We start from the raw sequence: 26,256 nt of genomic DNA, 5'->3' as shown, positions 1-26,256 counted from the left end.
GCCAAGAGCGGGTCCGTTGGCCGATGTCAGAGATCTCTTACAAGATCCGCTCCGTGGACCATTCATGTCGAAACCCCCATGGAATTGCGCGGATTTCTCGCAAATGAATTTTCGATGGCCCGACTATCATCCCGCCATCAAAAGCATTAGCATCTGGCAAAACACCATCGTCCACCCTCAGGGAGAATCGAGATGCTCAAGAAAGGACTGGCTTACGTCGCCATCGCCGGCATGCTGGCCTCACCGCTCGCCATGGGCCAAACCTCCGGTGTCGCCGGGGCAGGCGCGGGTGCCGGAGGAGGCGCGGGTGCTGGCGCGGGGGCAGGTGCCGGCGCTGGAGCAGCAGGTGCCGGGGCAGGCGCTGCGGGTGCTGGCGCGGCTGGCGCCGCGGGTGCAGCCGGTGCCGCGGGTGCGGCGGCCGGGGGTATCGGCGCCGCGGCAGGCCTGGGTACCGCCGTCACGGTGGGCGCCACCGTTGCCGGCGCCGTGGCGGCTGGCGCCGCCTTGAGCGCATCCTCCAGCAGCGGCGGCAGCGGCACCAGCGGCACCACCGGCACCAACTGATCGATGCCGCGCTCGCGAGCGACCGGCAAGCGCCAAGGCCGCCTACGGGCGGTCTTGTTGTGTGCCCTGTTCGGATCGCTCGGCGGTTGCGCCAGCTCCGGCAAGACGCCCCTCGGCGCCTCGGTGACGGCCCTGTGGCCCGACCGGGGCGAGGCGAACGCCCGCGCCGCCGAGCTGCCCTATGCCTCACTGAGCGCCCGGCTCGACGATGTCCAGGGGCTGCTGGTGATGGGCGCCCAGGCAGGCGACGTCAGCTACTGGCCGGCCCGCGACGGCCTGGTCCTCGAACTCTGGCATGGCGGCCTGCATGCCGTGCGGGGCCTCGAGACCGAGCTGCTCGGAAGCGCCTATTCCCCCGGCCCGCCCTGGCGAGAGGATTCCCCGCAGGCGTTCCGTCTGGTTCGCCACCTGAGCGATGCGTCGGGTAATATCCGGCGGGTGCAGGCCGAGGGCAGCATGCACTGCGCGCGCCCCGAACGCCTCGCCCTGCCGCTCGGCGAGCGCCGGCTCGAGCGCTGCGAACTGACGCTTGCCTGGGCGGGGGGCGAAACGACCGATACGACCCTCTGGCGTGATCCCGATACCCGGCACCCCTGGGCCGTGGAGACCACCCCCTGGCCCGGGGCGCCCGAACTGGAGTGGCAGGTCGCCCGTCACTGGTGGTAACCCGTTTGACTGAATCCAAGATGCGACACTTCATGCTCTGGGCGCTGCTCTCGGCCGCCGCCCTCCCGGGCGCTGCCATGGCACAGCCCGAACGGATGCCCCCCACCCTGGTCGAGGCCTGGCTGGCCTGGCAGGAAGAGCGCCAGGCGGACGGCCAGCCCCCCTTCGACTGGGCCTACAGCGTCGCGCTGCGCGAGCGCGACGCCGCCGAATGGCAGGGGCGGCGCGCCCGGCTGCTCAGCGAGATGACAGGCCTGGAACAGATCCTGCGCGCCGCCGGCCGCCCGGACCTGGCCGACACCCTCGGCCACTGGTCGACGCGCCTGGAGGGCCTGCCGGCGCTGCCCGCCCGCAGCGCCGATCAAGCCCTGGACCTGCCGGCCCTGGCCGGCGACCTGCGCGCGAATCCGGCGATGAGCGAGATCCGCCTGCTGGGCACCTGCCGGCCCCCGGCCTGGATCGAGGCCTGGACCCTGACCGGCGTCAGCCGCCAGCCCTGGCGACCGGGCCTGACGGTCGCCGAGGCCGTCGACGCCTGGCCGGATGAGGCCCGGCGCGGCCTCGACCGGGTGACGGTCATCGGCCCGAACGGCACCACCCAGGCACTCGGCACGGCCGCCTGGAACCGGGACGACCTGCCCCTGGCCCCAGGCGCCCGTCTCGTGACGCCGCTGCCCTCCCCCGGGCCCGGCCAGACCCTCGAAGCCGACCTGATCCACCGCGAGCTGGTGGCCTTCCTCGCCAGCCGCCTCCCCGGTGACGACTGCACGCTATGGCAAAACCATCCTTAGGGGGCAGACCCCAAATTCCGCTTAGGGGTCTGACCCCGCTGTTGTTGCTGGCCTCGAGCCCGCTCCTGGCCAATGAGCTGGGTACCGGCCAGAGCGACTTCGGCGGCATCGGACTGATGCAGACGCCCACGGCACGCATGGGCGAGGTCGGCCATTTCGCCATCGGCTGGAACCGCACCGAGCCCTATCGTCGCGTCAGTATCTTCGCCCAGCCCCTGGACTGGATCGAGGTGGGCTTTCGCTATGTCTCGGTGGAGAACCGCCTTTTCGGGGAGAGCATCGCCGGCGACCGGGACTACCTGGACAAGGGCATCGACGCCAAGGTCCGGCTGCGGGAAGAGTCCCGCTACTGGCCCGAGCTCGCGGTGGGCCTGCGGGATGCCGGCGGCACCACCCTGTTCGGCGCCGAGTACCTGGCGGCCAGCAAGCGCTGGCACGACCTCGACTTCACCCTGGGGCTCGGCTGGGGCTACCTGGGCAATGCCGCGGATGGGGATTCCCCGCTGGAATGGGTCGACGATCGCTTCGCTACCCGCCCCACCGATGCCGGGGGCGACCAGGGCGGCGAGTTCGCCCTCGACCAGCTGTTCCGGGGTCCCATGGCGGTCTTCGGCGGCATCGAGTACCAGACCCCCTGGGACCCGCTACTGCTGCAGCTCGAGTACGAGGGCAACGATTACTCCAACGAGCCCAGCACCGAGGATCTCTCACCGGATTCCCGCTTCAATCTGGGCGCCCGCCTGCGGCTGAGCGACAGCATCGAGCTACGCGCCGGCTGGCAGCGCGGCAATGAGCTGATGGCCGGCATCAACCTCTCCACCAACCTGGCCGGCCTCAGCCAGGTCAAGCAGGATCCGCCGCCCCGGGCGCTGGATGCCCACCAGGCATCGGACTGGCCCACCGTCGCGGCGGACCTGCGTTCCAACGCCGGCATCCGGGTGCACGAGATCCGCCAGGCCGATGACGACTTGACCGTGATCGGCGAACCCATGACCTATCGTCACCTCACCCAGAGCGAGGGCCGCGCCGGGCGCATCCTGCAGGGCAAGGCGGCCCCCGAGGTCGAGACCTTCCGCTTCCGCTGGCAGGGCCGCGGCCTGGACCTGCGCGAGGACGTGCACGATCGCGACGACTTCGTGGCGGCGGCCCGCTCCCGCGACGCCGAACCCCGTCACCGTTACGGCATCTATGCCTATGACCACCTGACCGATGACGATGCCTCGTCGCTCTACCAGGCCGATCCCCGGCGCTTCACCTGGCAGATCGGCCCGGGGGTCGAGCAGAACTTCGGCGGCCCGGACGGCTACCTCTACCGGCTCTTCGCCGCCGCCTCCGCGGAAGTGACCACCGACGCCAACGGCTGGTTCTCCGGCGAGCTCACCGCCACCGTGGCGGACAACCTGGACAAGTACGACTACATCGCCGACTCCGACCTGCCCCGTGTACGCACCTTCATCGGCGACTACCTCTCCGAGTCCACCGTGGGCATCACCAGCCTCCAGTACAACCGCACGGCGCGGCTCGGGGACGACGTCTTCGCCATGGGCTATGGCGGCCTGCTGGAGATGATGTACGCCGGGGCCGGGGGCGAGCTGCTGTATCGTCCCTTCAACGCCGGCTGGGCCCTGGGCCTGGACGTGAACCGGGTGCGCCAGCGGGACTTCGACCAGCGCTTCGCGCTGCGGGACTACGAGACCTGGACCGGCCACGCCACCGCCTACGTGGACACCGGCATGGAGGACATCCTCGCCAAGCTCAGCGTCGGCCGCTACCTGGCCGGCGACGTCGGCGCGACCCTGGACATGTCCCGCGAGTTCGACAACGGGGTGCGCATCGGCGCCTGGGCCACCTTCACCGATGCCGGGGATGACTTCGGCGAGGGCGGTTTCGACAAGGCCTTCTACATCACCCTGCCGCTGGACGCCTTCTTCGTTCGCTCCAGCCGGGACCAGGCGACCATCGCCTGGCAGCCGCTGACCCGCGACGGCGGCGCCCGCCTCAACCGCCGCCACGAGCTCTACGACATCACCGCGGAACGCGAGCTGGGCCGCTACTGGGAGTCGTACGACAAGACCTGGGACTAACCCCCAGGGTGCGCGGCCGTGCGTGGTCACGGGGAATCTCCCCCTGTGGCCACGCACGTTAACGGCGCGTTTATCTCGATTTTCTTACAAACGGTCCGGCGCCTCCCGAGGGTCTATCCTGAGTGGCATGCGCACGCGCCGGGCTCCCAGGCCCATGGGACCCCGGTCGCATCGGAATGGCGCCCCCAAGGGAGATTCGAGATGCTCAAGACCGCTCTGGCCTACGCCGCCATCGCAGGAATGCTGACCTCCCCCCTCGCCGTGGGCCAGGAGCCCGGGACCGGCACCGCGACAGGCTCGGGCGCCGCCGCGGGTGCCGAAGCCGGTGGCGCCGCCGCGGGCGGCCTGGCCGGCGCCACCGGGCTTTCCACCGCCGCCCTCACCGGGCTGACGGTCGCCGGCGTCGTCGCCGTCGGCGTGGCGGTGGCGGCCTCCGGCGGTGGCGGTGGCGGCGGTGCCACCGGCACCCAGTGAACGGCCGGGGCTCGCTCGCCGCCCCGAGCCCCCCACATGGGTGGCCTGAGGGTACGAGGACATCTCGTACGACCCCAGGAGCCGATCGCCGATACGAGGTGAAGCGGCTCGCGACTTATGGCGCGCCCGCAAGATCGACAGAATCCCTGCCAGCCCAACGACAACAAGAAGATGGGCAAACGCCTCTTCCGATCAGCGCAGGGATTCGTCATGAAGCATCGTTGCCCCCACTGCCACGGGTATGGCATCTACCCCCACCGTCGCCGACTCTGGCACCGCTGGCTCAGGCGGCCCCGGACCTACTACTGCATCGACTGCGCCACGTCGCTCAGGCGCCGGGAGCTCATCGTGGAAGGACGTCCGGGATAGTCGCGAGTCCGCCACCCCACCCTAGCCGGCTTCGCCGCACGCCAGGGTCACCGTCACCCCATGCCCCGCTTCCCGGGCCCAGGCGAGGATCCGCTGCCTGAAGGCCTCCTGGACCTCGGGCTCCCCATGCACCAGGCGGATGTGGCGGGGCGGATGGCGCATGCGCCGGATGAAGTCCAGCAGGTGACGCCGATCCGCATGGGCGGAATAGCCGCCGACGGTCTCGACGTGGGCCCGGATGTCGAAGCGCTCGCCATCCAGCTCCACCCAACCGCCGCTCGGCCCGTATCGCTGGATCGCCCGCCCCGGCGTCCCTCTGGCCTGGTAGCCGACGAACACCACGGCGTGGCGAGGATCCCCGAGCATCCGCTTCAGGTAGTTGACCACCCGCCCGCCGGTGGCCATGCCGCTGGCGGCGATCACCACCGCCGGGCGCCCGGTGCGAGCCAGATACTCCACGGTCCGCTCGTGGGCGTCGTGGCTGTCCACCGTGTAGAGGTTCTCGAAGCTCAGGGGATGACGCCCCGAGCGCAGGCGCCGATGCGCCTCGGCGTCCCACCAGGGCTTGAGAGCCCGGTACGCCTCGGTGAAACGCGCCGCCAGGGGTGAGTCGACGATGATCTCCAGGTCCCGCCAACGCGGGCTACGGCCACGGTGGATCAGGCTTTCGATCTCGTAGAGCAGCTCCTGGGTACGGCCGATGCTGAAGGCCGGGATGATCACGCTGCCCTCGTTGGCCAGGGCCCGGTCGATGGCGGCGGCGAGCCGTTCGCGGCGCTCGGTGCGGTCCTCGTGATCGCGGTCGCCGTAGGTGCTCTCGATCACCAGGGTATCGGCACGATACGGCGAGCGCGGCGCCGGCAGCAGGGGCGTATGGGGCGCGCCGAGATCCCCGGAGAAGACCGTGCGGTGTCGTCCCCCGGTGGCGCGATCCTCGAAGTCGACCTCCACATAGGCCGATCCCAGGATATGGCCGGCCCGCTGGAGCTTCACGCGGACCCGGTGCCGGGCGTCATCGATGAGGGCGTGCCAGTGGCGATAGTCCAGGGGCACCAGCCGCTCACCGACCTCATCGAGGAAACGCTCGATCAGTCTTTGATCCCGGGTGAAGCCGATCTTCAGCGCATCCTCGATCACCAGCGGCAGCAGCCTCGCCGAGGGCGGCGAACACAGGATCGGCCCGCGATAGCCCGCGGCGAGCAGGTACGGCAGGCGCCCGACATGGTCGATATGCACATGGGTGACGACCAGCGCCAGCAGGTCCGCCACCGGGAATTCGACGCGATGCTGGGCCAGGGTATCGGCCCCAACGGCATCCCCTCCCTGGAAGAGGCCGCAATCCACCAGCAGCGCCCGATCCTCGGCGAACTGCAGGCGATGGCAGCTGCCGGTCACGCCCCGGGCGGCACCATGATGGACGAGATGGGGATAGGACATGGCTCGGCCTCCCTGCCAAGACGCATGCCTCGGAGTCTAGTTCACTCAACCCGAGAGCACCGCATACCTCATCCCTGGCTCACCGCCTTTACAACCCCCCCGGTACGGTGGACACTGGCCACACGTGTAACAATATGAAACCAAGGCGCCACCCTTCCACTGAGTCCCGCCCATGACGCAGACCTCCGCTCCCAATCGCCGCCTGATCGCCTGGTTCATCGGCACCACGATCTTCACCTTCACGGTGCTGATGCATGTCACCTTCCCCAATCTGGGCGGCACCGGCCTTCGCATGCCCCATAACGCTGCGGTGTGGATGGGCTTCGGGGTGATGATGGCCATCGCGATGTGGCCGGCCACTCGCGGCGTCATCCACTACAGCAGCTTCCATATCGGCCTTGGGCTATTGCTGCTGGCCCTATGGTTGCCCTTCCTGTGGACCTGGAACGAGGCCTCGCTGATCGCGCTCCCCCGCATGCTCGGCGTGACGGCGGGCGGGATTCTGTTGCTGGGGCTCGCGCAGCTCCAGCTGACCCAGCGGGATTGGTGGTGGCTGGGCTTTGCGATCCTGCTGGGTGCCCTGCTGGAAACCCTGCTGAGTTACGCGCAGCTCTACTGGCTGGAGCCGGGAAACTGGCTCGGTTATAACGTGAATTACCAGTATCCCTATGGGATCTTTCAGCAAAAGAATGTCTTGGCCAGCTTCCTGGTCACCGGCCTCGCGGTCTCCGCCTGGTTGATCATCGAGGCGAAAAGAACCTGGGAGCGAGGCGTCACCCTGCTGGCGCCGCTTTTCATGCCGGCCATTCTCTGGTTTGCTGCGTCGGTCATCGGCTGGTTGACCGCCGCAATCGTCATTCCCCTGCTCCTCGCCTACCTATGGAGTCAGCACCGCAATGTATGCAAATGGTGGGCGGGCGCTTTGGTTATCGGTGCACTGCTGGCCTACCTGCTCTGGAACCCGTCTGAGGGATCCCTGCGCAGTGCCGAATCCGTGGCCAGCACCTCCGGCTCCCGCTGGTACGTCCTGACCCACTCACTGAGAATGATCCTGGAAAATCCCTTCCTCGGCTGGGGTTATGGGCGTTTCCAGCACGATTTCCTGTACAGCTTCGCCGATTGGCGAGCCGCCCAGCCCATCAATCAGCCGGCGATCGTCGAACCTTATATCTGGGAAACCTTCTCCCACCCTCACAATGAGTTGCTTTTCTGGGGCGTCGAGGGCGGCCTGCTCCCCATGTTGGTTTTACTCGTATTCGGCGTTTGGTTACTGTGGCGCACCTATGCAAATGGCCCCAAGGGCCATCGCCTGCTGCTGGCCGCACTACTGCTGCCGCTCACCCTGCACTCCATGACGGAGCTTCCCTTCTATCATAGCCAGGCAAGCTGGCTTGGGTTCATTTTGCTGGCCGGCATGGTGGCTAGCCAATGCTATCAAACCAGGCTGCGGGATAACCGTTACACCTTTGGAATCCGAGTCGGCTCTTTAGTCGCGACTCCAGTCTTGCTCATCTTTATGGTGACGCACCTACAGACACTGTGGAAAGTCAAAACCCATGTCGCTTCTCAAGGCCTGGAAACTGGCACCTTGTCTGATGTAATCAACCCCTTGGGCATTTCTAATACACTGGAATTTCTTGTCATGTCCCAACAACTCAATAAAGCAGCTAGCCTTGGTCTCGAGGCATCTATTTCGGGTTACTTAACATGGGCCAGAGAATTTGCACACTTGGAGCCCAGCCCGCCCCTTTTTTCAAATATTATCCAGGCTGAAAAGTTACTAGACACTTCTTCCCAAGGAGTCACCACCATAGACAAAGCGCACGACCTCTTCCCCGCCTCGAATTTTCTTCAGCCATAGAATGGTAAGCCGCACATAATAGAGGAAGTAGACGTGCGGTAATGATTTTCCTGCTTTCGTTTTCGTACTGCACAAAGTTCTCTTATAGGCTCCCCGCCTTAACTAGTTATTTAACATCATGAATATCATAGGAGATTTCGCCACTTTCAACTACTGGGGGAGCTGCCACTTCAACACCCCATCGGCAGAACATTTGTGGGAGGATGCTACACAAGGGAGCAGATTGTCATAACCACCTAAATTTTCTTGAGCACACATGCCTATGCGCTGATGACCAGCACATACACATACTTGCGCCACATAACGAACTGGCAGTTATCAGCATGATGAAGATCACATGGCACCGCTGTGTTCAGGGCATCAATCGCCGCTTCCATCACAACGGCATGCTGCTCTAGAGCTGTTGACTCTCTTACCGGATAGCCGTCCTTGCTCGGCGCGAACCCGGGAATGGAAGCTAAGACCAGAAAATTATGACCCGACGAAAAGTGAAAACGGCCAGCAGAAGCCGGCCGTTTTCACTTAAGGAGATCTACCCCAGTTTTAATAAACCACTACTGAGATTACTCGCATTACTGGCATGAACTTGGCAAGTAGGCCGTATCAGCTAAGCCGGCACACGTCCAACCAGTAATTTGACCATTTGCTTCCGTGGGTGTCAATGTCATGGTTTGACCACTGTGAACACCAGCGTCAAAACTTACCGTAATAACACCATTCGATGCAACTGTCACCCCGCTAATATATTTCCCATCCAGCGTAGGGGACAATGAAATATTAGTAGTCAATGCTCCGTCTTGAGCAACCTGCTCCGCAACATCTAATTGCACCCCAGAGACTACGGACAAGCCTTCAGAGGCCTGCGCCCTACCCACATAGTCTTGATAGGCAGGAATTGCGATAGCCGCCAAGATCCCGATGATCGCCACCACGATCATCAGCTCGATCAGGGTGAAACCGCCCTGACGAGCCTTCATGCTGCGCTGCATCGTTTGTCTTTTCATCGTCTCCACCCCTTGCTCCAAGCATCGCCAGCCCCGTGCTGGCGATGGTTTTTACCTCGGGCCGCCTCCGGCCTCGCCAAGGCAGCCTTGAGACCACCCTGATACTTACATTAATTTACATTTTGCCTTCGTGCAAGCTCGTCACCTTTTCGGGTAACTCCTTGATGCGCTTACTCATACTGACGCATGCCTGTTTCAGGTCAAGGAAAAGGTTGAAACCGCGTCGTGGGACTATGGGCGGGTGCCCCACTCAGGCGCTAGAATCCAGGGTGCCGAGCTAGTACTTGCCATATATATGACAGGACGCCGATGAACGACTACCGCCCCCCCGGCCCCGAACAGGTCGAGACGCCCCAGCCCCAGGATTCGCCCCTTTCCAGCGTGGCGAACCGACGCGGCATGCGCGGGCTCTCCAAGCGGCTGGTCGCCGACGGGCTGATCAGCGAGGCCGCGGCCAGCCGCGCCGAGGAAGTGGCCCGGGAGGCCGAGGTCTCGCTGCTGGAGCACATCATCGACGCCGGCATGGTGCCCGCCCGCCAGGCCACCCTGACCGCCGCCTGGGAATACGGGCTGCCGATCATCGACCTGGATGCCCTGCGCCTGGCGAGCCTGCCCCCGGCGGCGGAGTTTCCGGACAAGATCCTGCGCCGGCTGGGCATCCTGCCGCTCACCCGGCACGGGCACCGCCTCACGGTGGCCGTGCCCTACCCGTCCACCCTGGCCCAGCTCGACGAGCTGCAGTTCGCCACCGGCCTGACCCCGGAAGGCGTCCTGGCGCCGGTCGACCAACTGGGCCCGGTGCTGGAGAGCTACCTGGCGAGCACCGAGAACTCGATGCTCGACGAGCTGGCCAACGTCGACGATGCCATCGGCGAGCTGGAGTACGACGAAGGCGCCACCGACATCACCGACGAACAGCAGCAGGTGGCGGCCGCCGGCGACGACGCCCCCATCGTCAAGTTCGTCAACAAGATCCTGCTGGACGCCATCCGGCGCGGCGCCTCGGATATTCACTTCGAGCCCTACGAGACCAGCTACCGGGTACGCTTCCGCATCGACGGCATGCTGCACGACGTGGCGCATCCGCCCTTCGCCATGCGCACGCGGATCGCGGCCCGGCTCAAGGTGATGTCGCGGCTGGACATCTCCGAGCGCCGGCTGCCCCAGGACGGCGCCATCAAGCTGCGGATCTCCAAGACCCGTTCGATCGACTTCCGCGTCAACTCCCTGCCCACCGTCTACGGCGAGAAGGTCGTGCTGCGGATCCTCGACCCGTCCTCGGCGCAGCTGGGCATCGAGGAACTGGGCTTCACCCCCGAGCAGCGCGCCATGTACGAGGCGGTGCTGGACGATCCCCAGGGCATGATCCTGGTCACCGGCCCCACCGGCAGCGGCAAGACGGTGACCCTCTACACGGGTATCAACATCCTCAACGAGGTGGAGCGCAACATCTGCACCGCCGAGGACCCGGTGGAGATCAAGGTGCCCGGGGTCAACCAGGTGAACGTGCTGCCCAAGATCGGCCTCGACTTCGCCAGCGCCCTGCGCGCCTTCCTGCGCCAGGACCCGGACGTGGTGATGGTCGGCGAGATCCGTGACCTGGAGACCGCCGAGATCGCGGTCAAGGCGGCCCAGACCGGCCACCTGGTGCTCTCCACGGTACACACCAACTCGGCGGCGGAAACGCTCACGCGCCTGGCCAACATGGGCGTCGCGCCCTTCAATATCGCCAGTTCCGTGAGCCTGATCATCGCCCAGCGCCTCGCCCGCCGCCTGTGCAAGCACTGCAAGCAGCCCGCCGATATCCCCCGGGAGGCGCTGCTCTCCCAGGGCTTCACCCCGGAGGAGGTCGAGCAGGCCACCCTCTACGAACCGGTGGGCTGCAAGCACTGTACCCAGGGCTTCAAGGGTCGCGTCGGCATCTACGAGGTGGTGCCCGTCTCCGACGCCATGAGCAAGCTGATCATGACCCACGGCAACTCCATGGACTTCGATGCCCAGGCCCGGCAGGAGGGGCACCCGGACCTGCGCCGCAGCGGCCTGCTCAAGGTCATGCAGGGCCTGACCAGCCTGGCGGAGGTCAATCGGGTGACGAAGGATTGATCAGCGGCCAAGCGGCAAAAACGAGGCTCAAGTAGAAAGTAACAAGTAGAAAGAGGGGCTCCTTTCCACTTTCCACTTTCTCCTTTCTACTTGCTACTCGTCACTTGCTACTCGTTCCTTGGCTGCTCGGCGCTAGGCGCTGGTAGCTGCCCGCCGGGCAAAGATTTCACGCAACGCAGGGATCACGATCATGGCCACCGCAACCATGCCGAAATCCAAGAAGATCAAGCTCTACCGTTGGCGTTGGACCGGCAAGGGACCTCAGGGGCGCCATGTCAGCGGCGAGATCATCGCCAGCAAGAGGTTTGAGGTCGAGAAGGAGCTGGCCGGCCAGAACATCATCGTCAAGAACATTCGCCGCAAGAGCGGCATCGGCGGGGGCATGGGCAAGATCAAGCCCCGCGACATCATGCTGTTCGCGCGTCAGATGGCCACCATGATCCGCGCCGGGGTGCCCGCCCTGCAGGCCTTCCAGGTCGTGGCGGAGAGCATGAAGAAGCCGGCCATGAGCGCCCTGGTGCAGGAGCTGATGAACGACGTGGCCGCCGGTGCCAGCTTCTCCGAGGCCCTCAAGCGCCATCCCGAGCACTTCGATCGGCTGTTCTGCAACCTGGTGGAGGCCGGCGAGCAGTCCGGCTCGCTGGATCGCATGCTCGAGCGGGTGGCCACCTACAAGGAGAAGGTCGAGTCGCTGAAGGGCCGGGTGAAGAAGGCGCTCTGGTATCCCGCCGCGGTCATCGCCGTGGGCATCGGCGTCACCGCCCTGCTGCTGATCAAGGTGGTGCCCCAGTTCGAGAGCCTCTTCCATGGCTTCGGCGCGGAGCTGCCGGCCATGACGCGCATGACCATCCATCTCTCCGAGCTCGCCCAGGCGTACTGGCTGTGGGTGCTGGGGGGCTTCGTGGCCACCGTCTTCCTGATCCGCGGCGGGATGAAACGCTCGGAGAGTTTCGCCTATCGGATGCACGCGCTGGCGCTGCGCATCCCGGTCATCGGCGACATCCTCGACAAGTCCTGCGTGGCGCGCTATTCGCGCACGCTGGCCACCACGTTCGGCGCCGGCGTGCCGCTGGTGGAGGCCCTGGAGACCTCGTCGGGCGCCACGGGCAACAAGGTCTACGAGCGCGCCGTCGACCAGGTCCGCGACGACGTGGCCACCGGCCAGCAGCTGCACTTCGCCATGCGTCTCACCGAGCAGTTCCCGCCGCTGGCGGTGCAGATGGTCGGCATCGGCGAGGAAGCCGGCGCCCTGGACGCCATGCTCAACCGCGTGGCGGACTACTACGAGGAAGAGGTCGACAACAAGGTCGACGCCCTCACCTCGCTGCTGGAGCCCTTCATCATCGTGGTGCTGGGGGTGCTGGTCGGCGGCCTGGTCATCTCGATGTACCTGCCGATCTTCGAGTTGGGGAGTGTGATCTGAAGCTGCAAGCTGCAAGCTGCAAGCTGCAAGCTGCAAGCTGCAAGCTGCAAGCTGCAAGCTGCAAGCTGCAAGCTGCAAGCTGCAAGCTGCAAGCTGCAAGCTGCAAGGGAGTGTGACCCCCCCCGAGGCAGGCGACAAGGGGTTTCCTTGTAGCTTGCTCCTTGTAGCTTGTAGCTCAGGCGGCTTCCTTGAAGCTGCCGGTCAGGCACTCATCGCAACGACCTCACTCCTCCGCCTGCGGCAAGGGCGCGTTCATGGCCGCGACCAGCACCGGCATCATGCGCTGCACCAGGTCCTGCACCGAGACCCGCTCGCCGTAGTCGTGCTCGGCGATGTCACGCAGGGCGTCGAGCCCCGAGAGGGTGAAGATCACCGACCCGAGGATGAAGTGGGAGCGCCAGAAGCGCTCGGCATCCGGCAGTTCCGGCGTGGCGCGCTGGACCATCTCGCCGAAGCGGGTGAAGACGCTGCCGTACTCCTCGCGAATGAAGCGCCTCAGGTGTCCCTGGGCCTGGCTGTAGGCCAGGCCCAGCAGGCGCATGAACACCTTGAGGCTGTTGCGCTCGGCGGGCACCTCGAGGACGGTGCGGGCCATGGTCTCGAGCAGCTCTTCGAGGGGGATGGGGCCCTGCTCGCCGCCATGCCGGGCTTCCAGCTCGTCCAGGGCCGTGTGGAAGCGTTCGGTGAAGGGGTCGAGGTAGCGGGCGAAGACCGCCTGGATCAGCGACTTCTTGGAGCCGAAGTGGTAGTTGACCGCGGCCAGGTTCACCTTGGCCTTGCTGGTGATGTTGCGCAGCGAAGTCTCGGCGAAGCCGCGCTCGGCGAACAGCACCTCGGCGGTATCGAGAATGCGCGTGACGGTATCGGGCTGAGCCATGGGCGAGTCCAGGGTTGGAAACATCTGTTTGAATATGACCTGAGTGTATGACAGGCCGAGGCCTTGCTCAATGCGCAGCAGCGACACCTGTTTGAAACACGATCGGCGCGACGATCGATCACCCAAACGCCGGCCCGAGATGGCACCCGGGAGTCGTCCCTGGCCAGGCCTTTTACTGGATGGATTGCCATGCTGTATACTTGACCAATACACCGATTCCGCCGCGGAGGTCGCATGGCACGCCCCCTCACCCCTCGCCAGCAGAACGTCTACGACTTCATCGTCAAGACGATGAACGACCTGGGCTATCCGCCCACCCGCGCGGAGATCTCCCGCGCCCTGGGGTTCAAGTCGCCGAACGCCGCGGAAGAACACCTGCGAGCCCTGGAGCGCAAGGGCGTGATCCGCGTGATCCGCGGCACCTCCCGCGGCATTCGCCTGCCCGCCCAGGAGCCGGAGCCCGTCCAGGCCTCGGCCGGCGCGGAGGAACCGCCCCAGGGCCTGCCGATCATCGGCGAGGTGGCCGCCGGCAGCCCGATCCTGGCCGCCGAGCACATCGACCGCTACTGCCCGCTGCCGCCCGACTACTTCACCCCCCGGGCCGACTACCTGTTGCGGGTGCGCGGCCTGTCCATGAAGGACGTGGGCATCCTCGAGGGCGACCTGCTCGCCGTGCATCGCACCGATCGGGTGCGGGACGGCCAGATCGTGGTCGCCCGCCTGGAGGACGAGGTCACCGTCAAGCGCTTCCATCGCCAGGGGCACCGGGTGACCCTGGAGGCCGAGAACGCCGACTTCGCCCCCATCGAGGTGGACCTGCGCCAGGATGCCCTGGACATCGAGGGCATCGGGGTGGGGGTGATTCGAGGCGGCAATGGCCAGGCCCTGGGTTAGGCTCCGTCGGCATGCCGGACAGATGACCGCACACGGCCAGCCGACGCCCCCTTAGCGTTCCGCCATGCAGAAGCCACGCAAGATCCTGCATGCCGACTGCGACTGCTTCTTCGCCGCGGTCGAGATGCGCGATGACCCCAGCCTGCGCGATATCCCGATGGCCATCGGCCGTTCCCGGGAGCATCGCGGGGTCATCGCCACCTGCAACTACCCGGCCCGAGCCTTCGGCATCCATTCGGCCATGCCCACCGCCCAGGCCCTGCGGCTCTGCCCTCACCTGACCCTGCTGCCGGGGGATTTCGAGAAGTACCGGGACGTTTCCCGGCAGATCCAGGCGGTCTTCCACGAGCTGACGCCCCTGGTGGAGCCCCTCTCCCTGGACGAGGCCTTCCTGGACGTGACGGACGTGGAGGCCTTCCAGGGCAGCGCCACCTGGATGGCCCAGTGGCTGAAGGCCGAGTGCCTGGCACGCACGGGCATCACCGTCTCGGTGGGGGCGGCCCCCGCCAAGTTCCTGGCGAAGATCGCCAGCGACTGGGAGAAGCCCGACGGCCTGACGGTCATCGCCCCGGACCGAGTGGAGGCCTTCGTCTCGGCGCTGCCGGTGAAGAAGCTGCATGGGGTGGGTCCGGCCACCTCGGTGCGGCTCGAGGCCCTGGGCATCGAGACCTGCGCGGACCTGCGCCGGCTGCCCCTCGAGCGCCTGAGGGAGGAGTTCGGCAAGTTCGGCCACCGGCTCTATGAGCTGGCCCGGGGGATCGACGAGCGCCCGGTAAAGGTCGAGCGGGAGCGCAAGTCGGTGAGCGTGGAGACCACCTTCGACCGGGACCTGCCCGGCCTGACCGAGGCCAGGGAAGCCCTGGTGCCGCTCTGCCGGCGCCTGGAGGAACGCCTGGCCCGGCATGGCCATCCGTCGCCGGCGGGGATCTTCGTCAAGGTACGCTTCGACGACTTCAGCCTGACCACCCTGGAAAGCCGGGGGCTGGCCACCGACCAGGCCAGCTTCCAGCTCCTGCTGGAGCAGGCCTGGGCCCGGGCCGAGCGGCCGGTGCGCCTGCTGGGAGTCGGGGTGAGGCTGGTCCCCGAGGCCGCACGGCAGCAGTTGGAGTTGGAGCTGTAAGCGGCCAAGCGGCCAAGCGGCCAAGCGGCCAAGCGGCCAAGCGGCCAAGCGGCCAAGCGAAGGCTCGAGTAGAAAGTAGAAAGTCGCAAGGAAACCCAAGCCCGCCCCACCTTGGAAAAGAAGGCCCCGCTGGTGATTGCCAGAAGTGAGGTGGCCCTGAAAAAGTAGACACCTTGATCAGGCAGCGGCTTCAAACGCCTTGGGCGATACCCCGCCCAAGGCGCCATGCAGCCGCACCTTATCGTAATACTCTTCGATGTAGTACTCCGCCTCAGCCTGCAGTTCAGCACGACTCTGCCGTGCCAGGCGACGGAGCCACTCTTCCTTCAGCTGGGCAAAGAAACTCTCGGCACAGGCGTTATCCCAGCAATTGCCACGACGGGACATGCTCAACGTGATGCCTCGCTCCGTCAGCCACCGCATCACGTTCTCGCTGCGGTACTGCGCCCCCTGATCTGAATGGAACAGCATGCCTCCGCTTGAGGGCTGCCGCGCCGCCCAGGCCATCCTCAGCGCCCGCTCCACCAGGTGGCTGTCGTTGAGAGGCCCACCGGCCCAGCCGACGATCCGCCGGGAATACAGGTCCATGACGATGGCCAGGTACCACCAGCCTTCGTGACAGCGTACCTGTGTGATGTCCGAGACCCAGACGCGATTGGGCGCCGTCACATCGAATTCTCGGTTCAGCAGGTTGGGTAAGGCCGGCAGGCCAGGCTTGGGGCGCCGATAACCGGGGCGCAAGGCCCGTGTCGAGCGATAGCCCGCGCGCTGCAGGAGCCGCTGCACACGATTCTGGCTACAGGCAAAGCCCACGTTCACGGCCGCCTGCCAGAGTTTGCGATAACCTGGTACGCCTGCCTGCCGGTCAGCTTCGGCCAGCAGGAAGCGCAACAGGCGCTCGTTCTCCGTCACCTGGGGGGACGGTCGGCGACTTAGCCAGCGATAGAAGCCCGCCTTGGACACGCCGAGTACTCCGCACATCAAAACAACCGTCCAGCGTCGGGAGCGGTAGCGCTTGATGAAGGCGAACTTCACTTCGGGTCTTTGGCGAAGTACTCGTTGGCCTTTTTTAGGATTTCGACTTCCAGCTCGGCCCGCTCGAGACGCTTCTTGAGTCGCCGGTTCTCACGCTCCAGCTCATGCTGGCTCTTGTGGGGACCCGCGTTGGGCACCCCCTTGGGCTGGCGGTCATCCGTGGTCACGAGTTCTCGCCTCCATCGACCTAGCAGTTTCGGGTGTATCCCGAACCGCTCCGCTACGCGGGCCTGGGGTTCGGGGGACTCCAGCGAATGCTGGACCACATGGCGTTTGAACTCCAGGGAGAACTGGCGACGGGTTTTCAAGCGCATAGCACCTTACCTCCGGGTTGCAGGTAAGGTGTCTACAAATTCAGGGGCACTCCAAAGAGCCTTCTTGCCACTTTCTACTTGTCACTTGCTACTTTGCGGCTCGGCGCTCGGCGCTTGCAGCTCGGCGCTCTCAGGCGCGGTCGACCACCGTCACCTCCTGCAGCGAGACGCCGTGGCGCAGCGCCTCGCGGACGACCTCGTCCTGACTCTCCTTGGCGGCCAGGCGGTGGATCACGAGGCGCCGGGGGAGGAAGGCGAGTTCGACCAGTGCCCAGGCGACCAGGAAGCCGACGCCCGCCAGCCACCAGCCGGTAGGGTCGAAGACCAGCGCCAGGAAGTAGCTGGCGGCCGGCGTGAGCAACAGGCCGTACCACAGCTGGTGCAAGCCGAAGAAGCGGTTGTCGCGCAGCATCTGCCGGCGCACCAGGCGCGCGGACCGGGCCACGGGGGGAGCGGTCATGGTCATGTCGCATCCAGGAATCTTTCCAGCGAGTCTCGGCCCAGTATGCCGGGATGCACCTGAAACGATGGACGCATTAAGCCAGATAAGCTTTCGCTTATCCGGCTAAAGTTACGCGCCGGCAACATTCGGGTACCGTCCCGAAAGCCAGCCGCTCACTTGGTGTCGATATAGCGATGGTCGTTGAAGGTCGCCACCCAGTCCGGGTGATAGACCATCAGGATGCTCATCAGCATGCCGGTGATGAAGGCCTCGGAGGGCATCAGCAGGGGCAGGAAGCGGGCGTATTCCATGGCCTGATACATGGCCTGGGGATCCGTGCCCCCCAGGGCCATCAGGCCGACGGCGGCCAGGCCGCTGCCCAGGGCGGAAAGCGCCGAGCCGAAGAAGCCGCACACGAAAAGGAAGACCATCAGGTTGTCGGGCAGGCGACGGTCCACCAGGCGCCACACCAGGCTGATCACCAGCACCGGCACCACCCCGGTCACCAGCAGGTTCACCCCGAACAGGGGCCACTCGACCCGCCCCAGCAGGATCATCGCCAGGTTCACCAGCGCCACCGACAGCAGCGCCAGGGGGGCCTTGAAGAGCAGCGTCAGCAGCGCGGTGAACATCAGGTGCAGGGTCAGCCAGTCCACCGCCTGGGCACGCAGCTGCCACAGCAGCATCACCATCACCGTGGCCGCCAGCCAGCGATGCTGGAGGCCATGGTCGGCGAGCAACGCCGCCCAGGGCCGGCGGCTCAGCGCCAGTCCCAGGAAGCCGACCGACACGGCCCCCCCCAGCCAGAGCAGCCAGGGGGCCAGTACCAGTTCGGAGAAAGACATCGAAACTCTCCTGCCTCGGTGCGCGTCGTTGCCGGGCTAGGCGAACACTACCGTCTTGTTGCCATGCACCAGCACCCGGTCCTCCAGGTGCCAGCGCAGCCCCCGGGCCAGCACGGCCTTCTCGACATCGCGGCCGAAGCGGACCAGGTCGTTGGGGGTATGGCAGTGGCTGACCCGATGGATGTCCTGCTCGATGATGGGCCCGGCGTCGAGCTCCTCGGTGACGTAGTGGCAGGTCGCGCCGATCAGCTTGACCCCGCGCTGGTAGGCCTGGTGATAGGGCTTGGCCCCGGCGAAGGATGGCAGGAAGCTGTGATGGATGTTGATGACCCGCCCGGCATAGCGCTCGCAGAGGCTGGGCGGCAGGATCTGCATGTAGCGGGCGAGCACCACGCAATCGGCCCGGGCCTCGTCCACCAGCCGCTGCACTTCGCCGAAGGCGGCGGACTTGTCATCGGGGCTCACCGGCACATGGTGATAGGGAATCCCGTGCCATTCCACCAGGGCCCGCATGTCCTCGTGATTGGAGATTACCGCGGCGATATCGCAGTCGAGTTCCCCGGCGGTCCAGCGATACAGCAGGTCCACCAGGCAGTGGCTTTCCCTCGAGACCATCAGCACCACCCGCCGCCGTTGCCGGGTGTCGGTCAAGGCCCAGTCCATCTCGAATTCCTCGGCGATGGGCGAGAAGGTATCGCGCAGCGTCTCGGCGGACATGCCGATGGAATCCGCCAGGATCACGTAACGCATGAAGAAGCGCCCGGACTCCAGGTCGGAATGCTGGCTCGCCTCGGTGATCGAGCCTCCCTGCCCGGCGATGAAGCTCGAAACACGAGAGACGATTCCCAGGCGGTCGGGACAGGAAACCACGAGACGATAGTAGTGAGACATCGAAGGACCGTTGCATGTCAGCTGTCGAACGAGGCCGCATTGTAACGGACTCGACCGCTCGGGGTCGCGCTTCGGCGCCCCTCGGGGTCAGACCCTTCAGTAAATTTAGGGGTCAGCCACCTAAGTTTAATGAAGAGTCTGACCCGGAATGTGGGCCGTTGTTGGAGGCGGGGTCGCTCCCGTATAGTGAAATCCACATCTTCCCGTTACCGGCCCTTCGATGCCCAGACCCCGCGTCCAGATCCGCCCCCGCCGCCGCCCGCCCCTGCATTTCCTGCCGCTGGGCGGCTGCGGCGAGATCGGCATGAACCTCAGCCTCTATGGCCACGAGGAGCGCTGGATCGCGGTGGATTGCGGCATGATGATTCGCCAGGACCTGCCGGACAGCCCGCTGCAGGTGCCGGATCTCTCCGCCCTGGGGACGCTCGGCATCGCCCCCGAGGCGCTGATCATCACCCACGGCCACGAGGATCACATCGGCGCGGCGGCCTGGCTGTGGCCCCAGTGGGGCTGCCCGATCCACGCCACGCCCCTGGCCGCCGGCCTGCTGCGGGCCAAGTTCGCCGAACGCGGCCTGTCCCAGGACGCCATCCGGGTCATCGAACCCGGCGAGGCGCTGGAGATCGGCGCCTTCACCCTGCGCTACCTGCCGCTGACCCACTCCATCCCGGAAAGCTGCGCCCTGCTCGTCGCCGCCGGCGATCACCGGGTGCTGCACACCGGGGACTGGAAGCTGGACCCCGAGCCGCTGATCGGCCCGCCCGTGCGCGACGAGACGTTTCGCGCCCTGGCCCCGGTCGACCTGGTGGTGGGGGACTCGACCAATGCGCCCCTTCCCGGCCACTCGCGCAGCGAGGGCGAGGTGGCCCGAGCCCTGGAGACCGCCATCGCCGGCTGCGAGGGGCGGGTGGTGGTGAGCTGCTTCGCCAGCAACCTGGCCCGGGTGCTGGCCATCGGACGAGCCGCCGCCCGCTGCGGACGACGGATCAGCCTGATGGGCCGCGCCATGGAGCGCATGGTCGGGGTGGCCCGCGGGCTCGGCTACCTGGACGACCTGCCGCCCCTGGTGCCGGTCCGCGACCTCGGCTACCTGCCCCGGGAGGAGGTGCTGGTGATCGCCACCGGCAGCCAGGGCGAGCCCCGAGCCGCGCTGTCACGGCTGGCTCGGGACCGACACCCGCACTTCTCGCTGGAGGCCGGCGACACCGCGATCTTCTCGTCCCGGGCGATCCCCGGCAACGAGCGGCTGATCGAGCGCCTGAAGCACGCCCTCGGCCTGCGAGGCGTGACGCTGATGGACGAGACCAACCATCCCGAGCTGCATGCCTCGGGCCACCCGGCCCAGCAGGAGCTCACCACCCTCTACGGCTGGGCAAGGCCGCGCCACCTGTTGCCCGTCCATGGCGAGCTGCGCCACCAGCACGCCCACCAGGCCCTCGCCCGGGAACTGGGCATCGAGGCCCCGCTGATCCCGCGCAACGGCGACCTGATCCGCCTGGACGGCGAGGGCCTCCATCGCGAGGCCCGGCACCCCCAGGCGCCCCGGATCATCCACCAGGACGAGGTCGCCCGCTTGCCCGGGCTCGGCGGGGACTCCACCGCGCGCCACGGGGAGCTGCACCTGGCCTTGACGGTGGCCGCCACCGACCGGGGCTGGACCCGCGTCGGCCGCCTGCTGCTGGACGCCAGCCACGCGAGCCCCCTGGACGAGGACGCCTTCGCCGACTGGCTGGACGACTGCCTGGAGGAGATCCAGGTGGATTCCCTGGCCGACCTGCCGCTGGCCCTGCGGCCCCGCCTGCTGGCCTGGTTCGGCGATCACCTGCGGCGCATGCCGGACATCCACCTGCAGATCCTCGCCGCCGAAGCGGAGTTGTCGGGGTAGCAGCCAAGCTGCAAGCTGCAAGCTGCAAGCTGCAAGCTGCAAGCTGCAAGCTGCAAGCTGCAAGTCATGTAGCTTGGATTCTCCCCAAGCAAACGCAACCCCCGAAGGCCGCGTGAGGTGGCCGGAAAAATTAACCCCGAAGGTCGATGCCTCCGGGGTTCCTTGTCGCTTGCGCCTTGTAACTTGTAGCTGCCCGAAGGGCGCTTGTTGCTCGGCGCTTGGCGCTACTCGTCGCCCTACTCCTCGGCGGCCTTCTTCTTCGGCGGGCGACCGCGCTTGCGCTTGGGTTGCTCGGGTACCAGGTCGTCGATCGACAGGCCGGCCTCGTTGATCTGCTCGCGAATCTCGGCGAGCTTGCGGGCCTTGAGGGCTTCCTCTTCCTGGCGCTTGCGCTCCTCATCGTTCTTCTGCTCGATGACTTCGCCGATCACCTCGGCCAGCTTGTGGAGTTGCTCCATGCTGAGTTGACGGGCCGCCGCGCGGGCCACGTTCTTGTTGCGAGCGATACGCTCCAGGGTGTGGTCGGACATTGCCCCCTCCATGACAGGAATTGACGCACGGTCGCACGCGACCGACATAGGGAAAAGTATAAGCGCCTGCGAGGATTTGGCAAGAAATGCCGGGGCGATATTCCCGCTGGAGTGCCCGGCAATCGGCTGGCTCCACCTTCACATAAGCCGGGGACGATACTAGCGGGTTGACGGTCATTCGGGTGGCCGGGAGGGGCAGGATGATGGCCCTTTGGGCACAGCAATGAGCCGCGAAAGGAGGGCGACCTCGGCGCCCCTTGCCCCTCATTGGGCCATCGCCTCGGGCATGCGGAAAGCTTGCGCGGGAACGGCCACGAGCGGGCCATCATGGCCAGGAGGATCCGGGCGGATGCGTCTCCGGGTCACGACCAAATGAGGATGGCAAGGGGGACCGGGGTCGTGCGAAGAATCCCGCAGGCGTCGTACCGCGCCCCACCCTCATCCATCACCCCGGGAGGTTGCATGTCCCGCTATCTTCAGCACCGTGTCTTCGTCGTTTCCGTCGTGGTGAACGTGCTGATCGTGATGGCCGGCGCCCTCTTCCCCGAGCGGGTCGCGGAGCTGGCCGAGGCGGGACTCGCCGCCGTGACCCGACTGTTCGGCTGGTTCTACATGGCCAGCCTGTTCGGCTTCATCGTCCTGCTGGCGGCACTGGCCTTCAGCCGCTATGGGAAGGTTCGGCTGGGGCCCCAGGACGGCCGCCCGGACTACGACGCCTTCTCCTGGATCAGCATGCTGCTGGCCGCCGGTCTCGGGGTGGGCCTGGTGTTCTACGGCGTGGCGGAGCCCATGCGCCACTACCTGGCGCCGCCCTATGGCGAGGCCGTCCCGGGCACTGCCGAGGCGGCCCGTCGGGCCATCCAGTACAGCTTCTTCAACTGGGGCGTCCACCAGTGGTCGGTCTTCGCCCTGGTGGGCCTGGTCATCGCCTATTTCCAGTTCCGCAAGGGACGGGCCGGCCTGGTGTCCTCGGTACTGTCCACGGTGGCGCCCGCCACGCCCCGCGGGCGCTTCTGGGCTCCCTGGCTAGACGTCTTCGCGGTGGTGGCGACGGTGATGGGGGTGGCGACCTCCCTGGGGCTCGGCGTCCTGCAGGTCAACGGCGGCCTGCATGCCGTCTTCGGCCTGCCGGAGAGCGTGCTGTGGCAGGGCGTCATCCTGGCGGTCATGTTCGTGGCCTACATGACCTCGACCTGGGCCGGGCTGGACAAGGGGATCCGCCGCCTGTCCAACTTCAACATGCTGCTCTGCCTGGTCATGCTGGTCTATGTGCTGTTCGCCGGACCGACGCTGCGGATTCTCGAGACGGTCACCCTGGGCTTCGGCGACTACCTGCAGCACTTCATCGGCATGAGCCTGCGGGCCACGCCCTACTCGGACGGCGCCTGGGCGCGGGACTGGACGCTGTTCTACTGGGCCTGGGCCATCGCCTGGTCGCCCTTCGTCGGGACCTTCGTGGCACGGGTCTCGCGGGGGCGCACCATCCGCGAGTTCGTGCTGGGGGTGCTGCTGGTGCCGGCGCTGCTGGCCTGCCTGTGGGTCGGGGTGTTCGGCGGGGCGGCGCTGCACCTCGAACGCAGCGCCGATACGGGGCTGGCTTCGGCCACGGAGGCCAACCTCAACGTGGCGCTCTTCCAGATGATCGACCTGCTGCCGTTCAGCGGATTGCTCTCGGTTGTGGCCATGCTGTTGATCCTGGTCTTCCTGGTGACCTCGGCGGACTCGGCCTCCTACATCGTCGCCCAGATGACCGACGACGGCTCGATCAATCCCCCCTTCTACAAGCGGGCGATCTGGGGCGGGCTGATCGCCGCGATCTGCCTGATGCTGATGGCCCTGGGCGGGCTGTCGGGACTGCAGTCGGCCTCGGTGCTGGCCTCGCTGCCCTTCGCCTTCGTGCTGTTCGCCATGGCGGTCGCCCTGCTCCGAGTCCTGCGGGAGGACCACCGCTCGCTGCTCAGCCTGCTCTACCGGCGCCACGGCGAGGTGCCCGTGGGCGCCGATCCCATCGAGGCCGACCTGCTCGAGCGCGAGCGGCGAGCGGCAAGGGCCAGCGGCAAGGGGCGAGTGGAAAGTAGAAAGTAGAAAGTAGAAAGTAGAAAGTGGAAAGTGGAAAGTGGAAAGTGGAAAGGGCCCTCCGGGCAGCTACAAGCGCCAAGCTGCAAGCTGCAAGCTGCAAGCTGCAAGCTGCAAGCTGCAAGCTGCAAGCTGCAAGCTGCAAGCTGCAAGCTGCAAGCTGCAAGCTGCAAGCTGCAAGCTGCAAGGCAGTGTGATAACCCCCGAGGCACGCTACAAGGGGTTTCCTTGTAGCTTGCTCCTTGTAGCTTGTAGCTGCCCTAAGGGCGCCTTTCTACTTGTTACTTTCTACTCGAGACTGGTTTGGCTCAGCCGCCGGTCATGTTCATGAAGCGCACCACCTGCACGTCGCCGTCGGTGGTGAAATGATGGCGTTCCGGCTTGAGCGGCATGGCCTTGACGATGGCGTCCTTGAGGGCGTCGATATCGCCGGGGTGGCGGCGCAGCACGGCGCGCAGGTCCACCGAGTGTTCGTTTCCGAGACACAGCAATAGCCGCCCTTCCACGGTCACCCGCACCCGGTTGCAGCTGTCGCAGAAGTTGTGGCTGTGGGGCGAGATGAAGCCCACCCGGGTCTCGCTGTCGGCCATGCGGAAATAGCGCGACGGGCCCAGGGTGGATTCGGTGGTGGGAATCAGGGCATGCCGGGCCTCGATCAGCGCCTGCACCTCGTCGCTGGAGCAGTAGGTCTCGTCCCGGGAGTGATCGGACACGTCCCCCAGGGGCATCTCCTCGATGAAGCTGATGTCGACGCCCTCGGCGCGGGCGAAGTCGACCAGATCCACCACCTCGTCGTCGTTGCGGCCCTTGAGGATCACGGCATTGAGCTTGATGCGCTCGAAGCCGGCCTCCCGGGCGGCCCGGATGCCGTCGATGACCCGGGACAGGTCCCCGGTGCGGGTCAGGCGCCGGAAGCGCTCCGGATCCAGGGAATCCAGGCTGATGTTGAGGCGCTGCAGGCCCGCCTCGCGCAGCCGCGGCGCGAACTTGCCAAGGCTCGCCCCGTTGGTGGTCATGGCGAAATCCTTCAGGCCCGGCAAGGCGCCGATGTCCCCCACCAGGCGATCGATGTCGCGACGCACCAGGGGTTCGCCGCCGGTGAGGCGGATCTTCTCCACCCCCATCTCGGTGAAGGCCCGCGCCACCATGGCCAGTTCCTCGAGGGTCAGCACCTGGGCCCGCGGCAGGAAGGTCATCTCCTCGCTCATGCAATACACGCAGCGGAAGTCGCAGCGGTCCGTGACCGAGATGCGCACGTAGCGCACTCGCCTGCCGAAGTCGTCGATGAGCTCGTCGGTCATGAGGTCGTCTCCCAACGCCGTGCGTCCTGGTGATCGGTCTCCCGCTCGGCCACCCAGTACTCGCCACTGGCGGTGTGTTCCTTCTTCCAGAAGGGGGCGCGGGTCTTGAGGTAGTCCATGATGAAGTCGCAGGCCTCGAAGGCGGCTCGCCGGTGGGCGCGAGCCACCACCACCAGCACGATGGGATCGCCCGGCGCCAGCCGGCCGACCCGATGGATCACCCGCACGCCCTGCAGGGGCCAGCGGGCCTCGGCCTCGGTGACGATCTCCTCCAGCGCCGCCTCGGTCATCCCCGGATAGTGCTCCAGGCTCAGGGCCTGCACCTCGGGGCGCTCGTTGAAGTCTCGCACCAGGCCGGTGAAGCTCACCACGGCCCCGATGTCGGTGCGCCCCGCGGTCAGCGCCGCCTGCTCGGCGCCGGCCTCGAAGACCGCTTGCTGTACGCGTACCCGTGTCATGCTCAGCCTCCGGTCACCGGGGGGAAGAAGGCGACTTCATCCTCGGCGGTCAGGGGGGTGGCATTGCCCGCCATGACCTGGTTGACGGCACACAGCACCCGACCTTCCTCGAGGGCCGCGAAGCGCGGGTCCATGGCCTTGAGCGCCGCCTTGAGGCCGGCCACGTCGGCGGTCTCCAGGTGGTCGACGGAGACGGCGACCTCCCCGACCCCCAGGCGCTCGCGCAGCTCGGCCAGGCACTTGACCAGGATACAGGGCTCGCCCAGGGCGCACCTTGCTCCCAGCGACACCTCGCCCGCCTCGCCCTCGCCGGTGACGATGGGAGCCGGCTCGGCGGGGGCGTCGCGGCGATAGTCGCCGGACTTGCCGCCGGTCTTGGCGTCCAGGTGGATCGCGCCGATCTCCATGTCCTTGTCCACGGCCTTGCACATGTCGTAGAGCGTCAGGCAGGCCACCGAGACCGCGGTGAGCGCCTCCATCTCCACGCCGGTGCGCCCGGTCAGCCGGCAGCTGGCGCTGACCCGCACGCAGGACTCGGCCTCGTCGAGCTCGAAGTCCACGCTGACCTTGGACAGGGCCAGGGCATGGCACAGCGGGATCAGCTCATGGGTGCGCTTGGCGGCCTGGATGCCGGCGATGCGGGCCGTGGCCAGGACATCGCCCTTGGGCAGCTGACCGTCGGCCAGCAGCGCCAGAGTGGCGGGCCGCATGCGGATCACCCCGGAGGCCGAGGCCTCGCGTCGACTCTCCGGCTTGTCGCCGACATCGACCATGTGGGCTTCGCCGCGGGCGTTGAGATGGGTCAGGCTCAT

General features: G+C 66.4%; 23 protein-coding genes and 1 pseudogene. 12 read left to right on the top strand and 12 right to left on the bottom strand.

Features of this window, described 5'->3' with window-relative positions:
• Window positions 1–268 precede the first annotated feature (268 nt).
• The 5 genes from BEI_RS19145 to BEI_RS08260 all read left to right on the top strand — a co-directional run bounded on the left by BEI_RS19145 (window position 269) and on the right by BEI_RS08260 (window position 4,579).
• Complete coding sequence (locus BEI_RS19145) at window positions 269–508, top strand: hypothetical protein (protein ID WP_193765183.1); 240 nt, start codon at window positions 269–271, stop codon at window positions 506–508.
• A gap of 113 nt (window positions 509–621) precedes the next feature.
• Window positions 622–1,230: a YjbF family lipoprotein gene (locus BEI_RS08275; RefSeq protein WP_193765182.1), complete on the top strand. Its 609-nt coding sequence runs from the start codon at window positions 622–624 to the stop codon at window positions 1,228–1,230.
• A gap of 20 nt (window positions 1,231–1,250) precedes the next feature.
• Entirely contained in the window at window positions 1,251–2,021 is a 771-nt protein-coding gene (locus BEI_RS08270; RefSeq protein WP_097789069.1) for a capsule biosynthesis GfcC family protein, read from the top strand.
• 41 nt (window positions 2,022–2,062) lie between these two features.
• A complete protein-coding gene (locus BEI_RS08265) occupies window positions 2,063–4,105 on the top strand; it encodes a YjbH domain-containing protein (RefSeq protein ID WP_227644648.1) in 2,043 nt (680 codons plus the stop codon).
• Window positions 4,106–4,306: 201 nt separating this feature from the next.
• Window positions 4,307–4,579: a hypothetical protein gene (locus tag BEI_RS08260; protein ID WP_193765181.1), complete on the top strand. Its 273-nt coding sequence runs from the start codon at window positions 4,307–4,309 to the stop codon at window positions 4,577–4,579.
• A gap of 390 nt (window positions 4,580–4,969) precedes the next feature.
• Here BEI_RS08260 and BEI_RS08255 read toward each other — a convergent pair whose 3' ends face one another.
• Window positions 4,970–6,385, bottom strand: coding sequence for an MBL fold metallo-hydrolase RNA specificity domain-containing protein (locus tag BEI_RS08255; protein ID WP_097789067.1), 1,416 nt, complete (start codon window positions 6,383–6,385; stop codon window positions 4,970–4,972).
• 172 nt (window positions 6,386–6,557) lie between these two features.
• Between BEI_RS08255 and BEI_RS08250 the strand changes: the two genes are divergently transcribed.
• Window positions 6,558–8,246, top strand: a complete 1,689-nt coding sequence (locus tag BEI_RS08250) for a PglL family O-oligosaccharyltransferase (RefSeq protein ID WP_097789066.1) — start codon at window positions 6,558–6,560, stop codon at window positions 8,244–8,246.
• Window positions 8,247–8,818: 572 nt separating this feature from the next.
• On the opposite strand, the gene BEI_RS08245 is transcribed toward BEI_RS08250, so the two are convergent.
• Both BEI_RS08245 and BEI_RS19470 read right to left on the bottom strand, forming a co-directional pair.
• Window positions 8,819–9,121 (bottom strand): pilin, encoded by a 303-nt coding sequence (locus tag BEI_RS08245; protein WP_417340742.1) that lies wholly within the window; start codon window positions 9,119–9,121, stop codon window positions 8,819–8,821.
• A pseudogene (locus BEI_RS19470) lies at window positions 9,112–9,223 on the bottom strand (prepilin-type N-terminal cleavage/methylation domain-containing protein); the annotation flags it as partial. The gene BEI_RS08245 and the pseudogene BEI_RS19470, both read right to left, overlap by 10 nt.
• A 336-nt stretch (window positions 9,224–9,559) precedes the next feature.
• On the opposite strand from BEI_RS19470, the gene pilB reads away from it, so the two are divergent.
• Window positions 9,560–11,353 carry a type IV-A pilus assembly ATPase PilB gene (gene pilB / locus BEI_RS08240; RefSeq protein WP_420809732.1) on the top strand — a complete coding sequence of 598 codons (1,794 nt, stop codon included), beginning with the start codon at window positions 9,560–9,562 and terminating at the stop codon, window positions 11,351–11,353.
• Between the two features lie 190 nt (window positions 11,354–11,543).
• A complete protein-coding gene (locus tag BEI_RS08235; RefSeq protein ID WP_097789065.1) occupies window positions 11,544–12,776 on the top strand; it encodes a type II secretion system F family protein in 1,233 nt (410 codons plus the stop codon).
• A gap of 223 nt (window positions 12,777–12,999) precedes the next feature.
• Here BEI_RS08235 and BEI_RS08230 read toward each other — a convergent pair whose 3' ends face one another.
• Window positions 13,000–13,653, bottom strand: coding sequence for a TetR/AcrR family transcriptional regulator (locus tag BEI_RS08230; RefSeq protein ID WP_097789064.1), 654 nt, complete (start codon window positions 13,651–13,653; stop codon window positions 13,000–13,002).
• Between the two features lie 234 nt (window positions 13,654–13,887).
• On the opposite strand from BEI_RS08230, the gene lexA reads away from it, so the two are divergent.
• Window positions 13,888–14,547: a transcriptional repressor LexA gene (gene lexA, locus BEI_RS08225; RefSeq protein ID WP_097789063.1), complete on the top strand. Its 660-nt coding sequence runs from the start codon at window positions 13,888–13,890 to the stop codon at window positions 14,545–14,547.
• Window positions 14,548–14,611: 64 nt separating this feature from the next.
• Window positions 14,612–15,667 (top strand): DNA polymerase IV, encoded by a 1,056-nt coding sequence (dinB, locus tag BEI_RS08220; RefSeq protein ID WP_097789062.1) that lies wholly within the window; start codon window positions 14,612–14,614, stop codon window positions 15,665–15,667.
• Window positions 15,668–15,844: 177 nt separating this feature from the next.
• Here dinB and BEI_RS08215 read toward each other — a convergent pair.
• The 4 genes from BEI_RS08215 to purU all read right to left on the bottom strand — a co-directional run bounded on the left by BEI_RS08215 (window position 15,845) and on the right by purU (window position 19,194).
• Window positions 15,845–17,016 (bottom strand): IS3 family transposase gene (locus tag BEI_RS08215; protein ID WP_097789061.1). Its coding sequence is split into 2 segments (ribosomal slippage): window positions 15,845–16,740 and window positions 16,740–17,016, totalling 1,173 coding nucleotides; the frame shifts between segments, so codons are not numbered across the junction.
• Window positions 17,017–17,146: 130 nt separating this feature from the next.
• Window positions 17,147–17,476 carry a hypothetical protein gene (locus BEI_RS08210; RefSeq protein ID WP_153045777.1) on the bottom strand — a complete coding sequence of 110 codons (330 nt, stop codon included), beginning with the start codon at window positions 17,474–17,476 and terminating at the stop codon, window positions 17,147–17,149.
• Between the two features lie 155 nt (window positions 17,477–17,631).
• Window positions 17,632–18,303 carry an energy-coupling factor ABC transporter permease gene (locus BEI_RS08205; protein WP_097789059.1) on the bottom strand — a complete coding sequence of 224 codons (672 nt, stop codon included), beginning with the start codon at window positions 18,301–18,303 and terminating at the stop codon, window positions 17,632–17,634.
• 36 nt (window positions 18,304–18,339) lie between these two features.
• On the bottom strand, window positions 18,340–19,194 hold the full coding sequence (gene purU, locus BEI_RS08200; protein ID WP_097789058.1) for a formyltetrahydrofolate deformylase: 855 nt from the start codon (window positions 19,192–19,194) through the stop codon (window positions 18,340–18,342).
• 304 nt (window positions 19,195–19,498) lie between these two features.
• On the opposite strand from purU, the gene BEI_RS08195 reads away from it, so the two are divergent.
• Complete coding sequence (locus BEI_RS08195; protein ID WP_097791037.1) at window positions 19,499–21,079, top strand: ribonuclease J; 1,581 nt, start codon at window positions 19,499–19,501, stop codon at window positions 21,077–21,079.
• Between the two features lie 236 nt (window positions 21,080–21,315).
• On the opposite strand, the gene BEI_RS08190 is transcribed toward BEI_RS08195, so the two are convergent.
• Complete coding sequence (locus BEI_RS08190) at window positions 21,316–21,609, bottom strand: H-NS family histone-like protein (RefSeq protein WP_097789057.1); 294 nt, start codon at window positions 21,607–21,609, stop codon at window positions 21,316–21,318.
• A 462-nt stretch (window positions 21,610–22,071) separates the two neighbouring features.
• Between BEI_RS08190 and BEI_RS08185 the strand changes: the two genes are divergently transcribed.
• Complete coding sequence (locus BEI_RS08185) at window positions 22,072–23,694, top strand: BCCT family transporter (RefSeq protein WP_097789056.1); 1,623 nt, start codon at window positions 22,072–22,074, stop codon at window positions 23,692–23,694.
• 299 nt (window positions 23,695–23,993) lie between these two features.
• Here the strand turns inward: BEI_RS08185 and moaA are convergent, their stop codons facing one another.
• From moaA to moaC, 3 genes are read right to left on the bottom strand one after another with little or no spacing between them, the layout of a single operon-like run.
• Entirely contained in the window at window positions 23,994–24,986 is a 993-nt protein-coding gene (gene moaA / locus BEI_RS08180) for a GTP 3',8-cyclase MoaA (RefSeq protein WP_097789055.1), read from the bottom strand.
• The gene (gene moaE, locus BEI_RS08175; protein ID WP_097789054.1) at window positions 24,983–25,444 is read right to left on the bottom strand and encodes a molybdopterin synthase catalytic subunit MoaE; all 462 of its coding nucleotides are present in this window, start codon (window positions 25,442–25,444) and stop codon (window positions 24,983–24,985) included. Before moaE ends, moaA begins: the two co-directional genes overlap by 4 nt.
• 2 nt (window positions 25,445–25,446) lie before the next feature.
• On the bottom strand, window positions 25,447–26,256 hold the full coding sequence (moaC, locus tag BEI_RS08170; protein ID WP_097789053.1) for a cyclic pyranopterin monophosphate synthase MoaC: 810 nt from the start codon (window positions 26,254–26,256) through the stop codon (window positions 25,447–25,449).

It is taken from the genome of Halomonas beimenensis, assembly GCF_002549795.1.
In the GTDB taxonomy this organism is placed as follows: Bacteria; Pseudomonadota; Gammaproteobacteria; order Pseudomonadales; family Halomonadaceae; genus Halomonas; species Halomonas beimenensis.
This window is presented reverse-complemented; position numbering and strand designations above follow the sequence as displayed.

Bases quoted from the DNA above. Each gene is read 5' to 3' on its own strand.
- BEI_RS08270 (WP_097789069.1), top strand. From the start codon at position 1,251: ATGCGACACTTCATGCTCTGGGCGCTGCTCTCGGCCGCCGCCCTCCCG.
- BEI_RS08260 (WP_193765181.1), top strand. From the start codon at position 4,307: ATGCTCAAGACCGCTCTGGCCTACGCCGCCATCGCAGGAATGCTGACC.
- BEI_RS08255 (WP_097789067.1), bottom strand. From the start codon at position 6,385: ATGTCCTATCCCCATCTCGTCCATCATGGTGCCGCCCGGGGCGTGACC.
- BEI_RS08250 (WP_097789066.1), top strand. From the start codon at position 6,558: ATGACGCAGACCTCCGCTCCCAATCGCCGCCTGATCGCCTGGTTCATC.
- pilB (WP_420809732.1), top strand. From the start codon at position 9,560: ATGAACGACTACCGCCCCCCCGGCCCCGAACAGGTCGAGACGCCCCAG.
- BEI_RS08235 (WP_097789065.1), top strand. From the start codon at position 11,544: ATGGCCACCGCAACCATGCCGAAATCCAAGAAGATCAAGCTCTACCGT.
- BEI_RS08230 (WP_097789064.1), bottom strand. From the start codon at position 13,653: ATGGCTCAGCCCGATACCGTCACGCGCATTCTCGATACCGCCGAGGTG.
- lexA (WP_097789063.1), top strand. From the start codon at position 13,888: ATGGCACGCCCCCTCACCCCTCGCCAGCAGAACGTCTACGACTTCATC.
- dinB (WP_097789062.1), top strand. From the start codon at position 14,612: ATGCAGAAGCCACGCAAGATCCTGCATGCCGACTGCGACTGCTTCTTC.
- BEI_RS08210 (WP_153045777.1), bottom strand. From the start codon at position 17,476: ATGACCGCTCCCCCCGTGGCCCGGTCCGCGCGCCTGGTGCGCCGGCAG.
- BEI_RS08205 (WP_097789059.1), bottom strand. From the start codon at position 18,303: ATGTCTTTCTCCGAACTGGTACTGGCCCCCTGGCTGCTCTGGCTGGGG.
- purU (WP_097789058.1), bottom strand. From the start codon at position 19,194: ATGTCTCACTACTATCGTCTCGTGGTTTCCTGTCCCGACCGCCTGGGA.
- BEI_RS08195 (WP_097791037.1), top strand. From the start codon at position 19,499: ATGAACCTCAGCCTCTATGGCCACGAGGAGCGCTGGATCGCGGTGGAT.
- BEI_RS08190 (WP_097789057.1), bottom strand. From the start codon at position 21,609: ATGTCCGACCACACCCTGGAGCGTATCGCTCGCAACAAGAACGTGGCC.
- BEI_RS08185 (WP_097789056.1), top strand. From the start codon at position 22,072: ATGTCCCGCTATCTTCAGCACCGTGTCTTCGTCGTTTCCGTCGTGGTG.
- moaA (WP_097789055.1), bottom strand. From the start codon at position 24,986: ATGACCGACGAGCTCATCGACGACTTCGGCAGGCGAGTGCGCTACGTG.
- moaE (WP_097789054.1), bottom strand. From the start codon at position 25,444: ATGACACGGGTACGCGTACAGCAAGCGGTCTTCGAGGCCGGCGCCGAG.
- moaC (WP_097789053.1), bottom strand. From the start codon at position 26,256: ATGAGCCTGACCCATCTCAACGCCCGCGGCGAAGCCCACATGGTCGAT.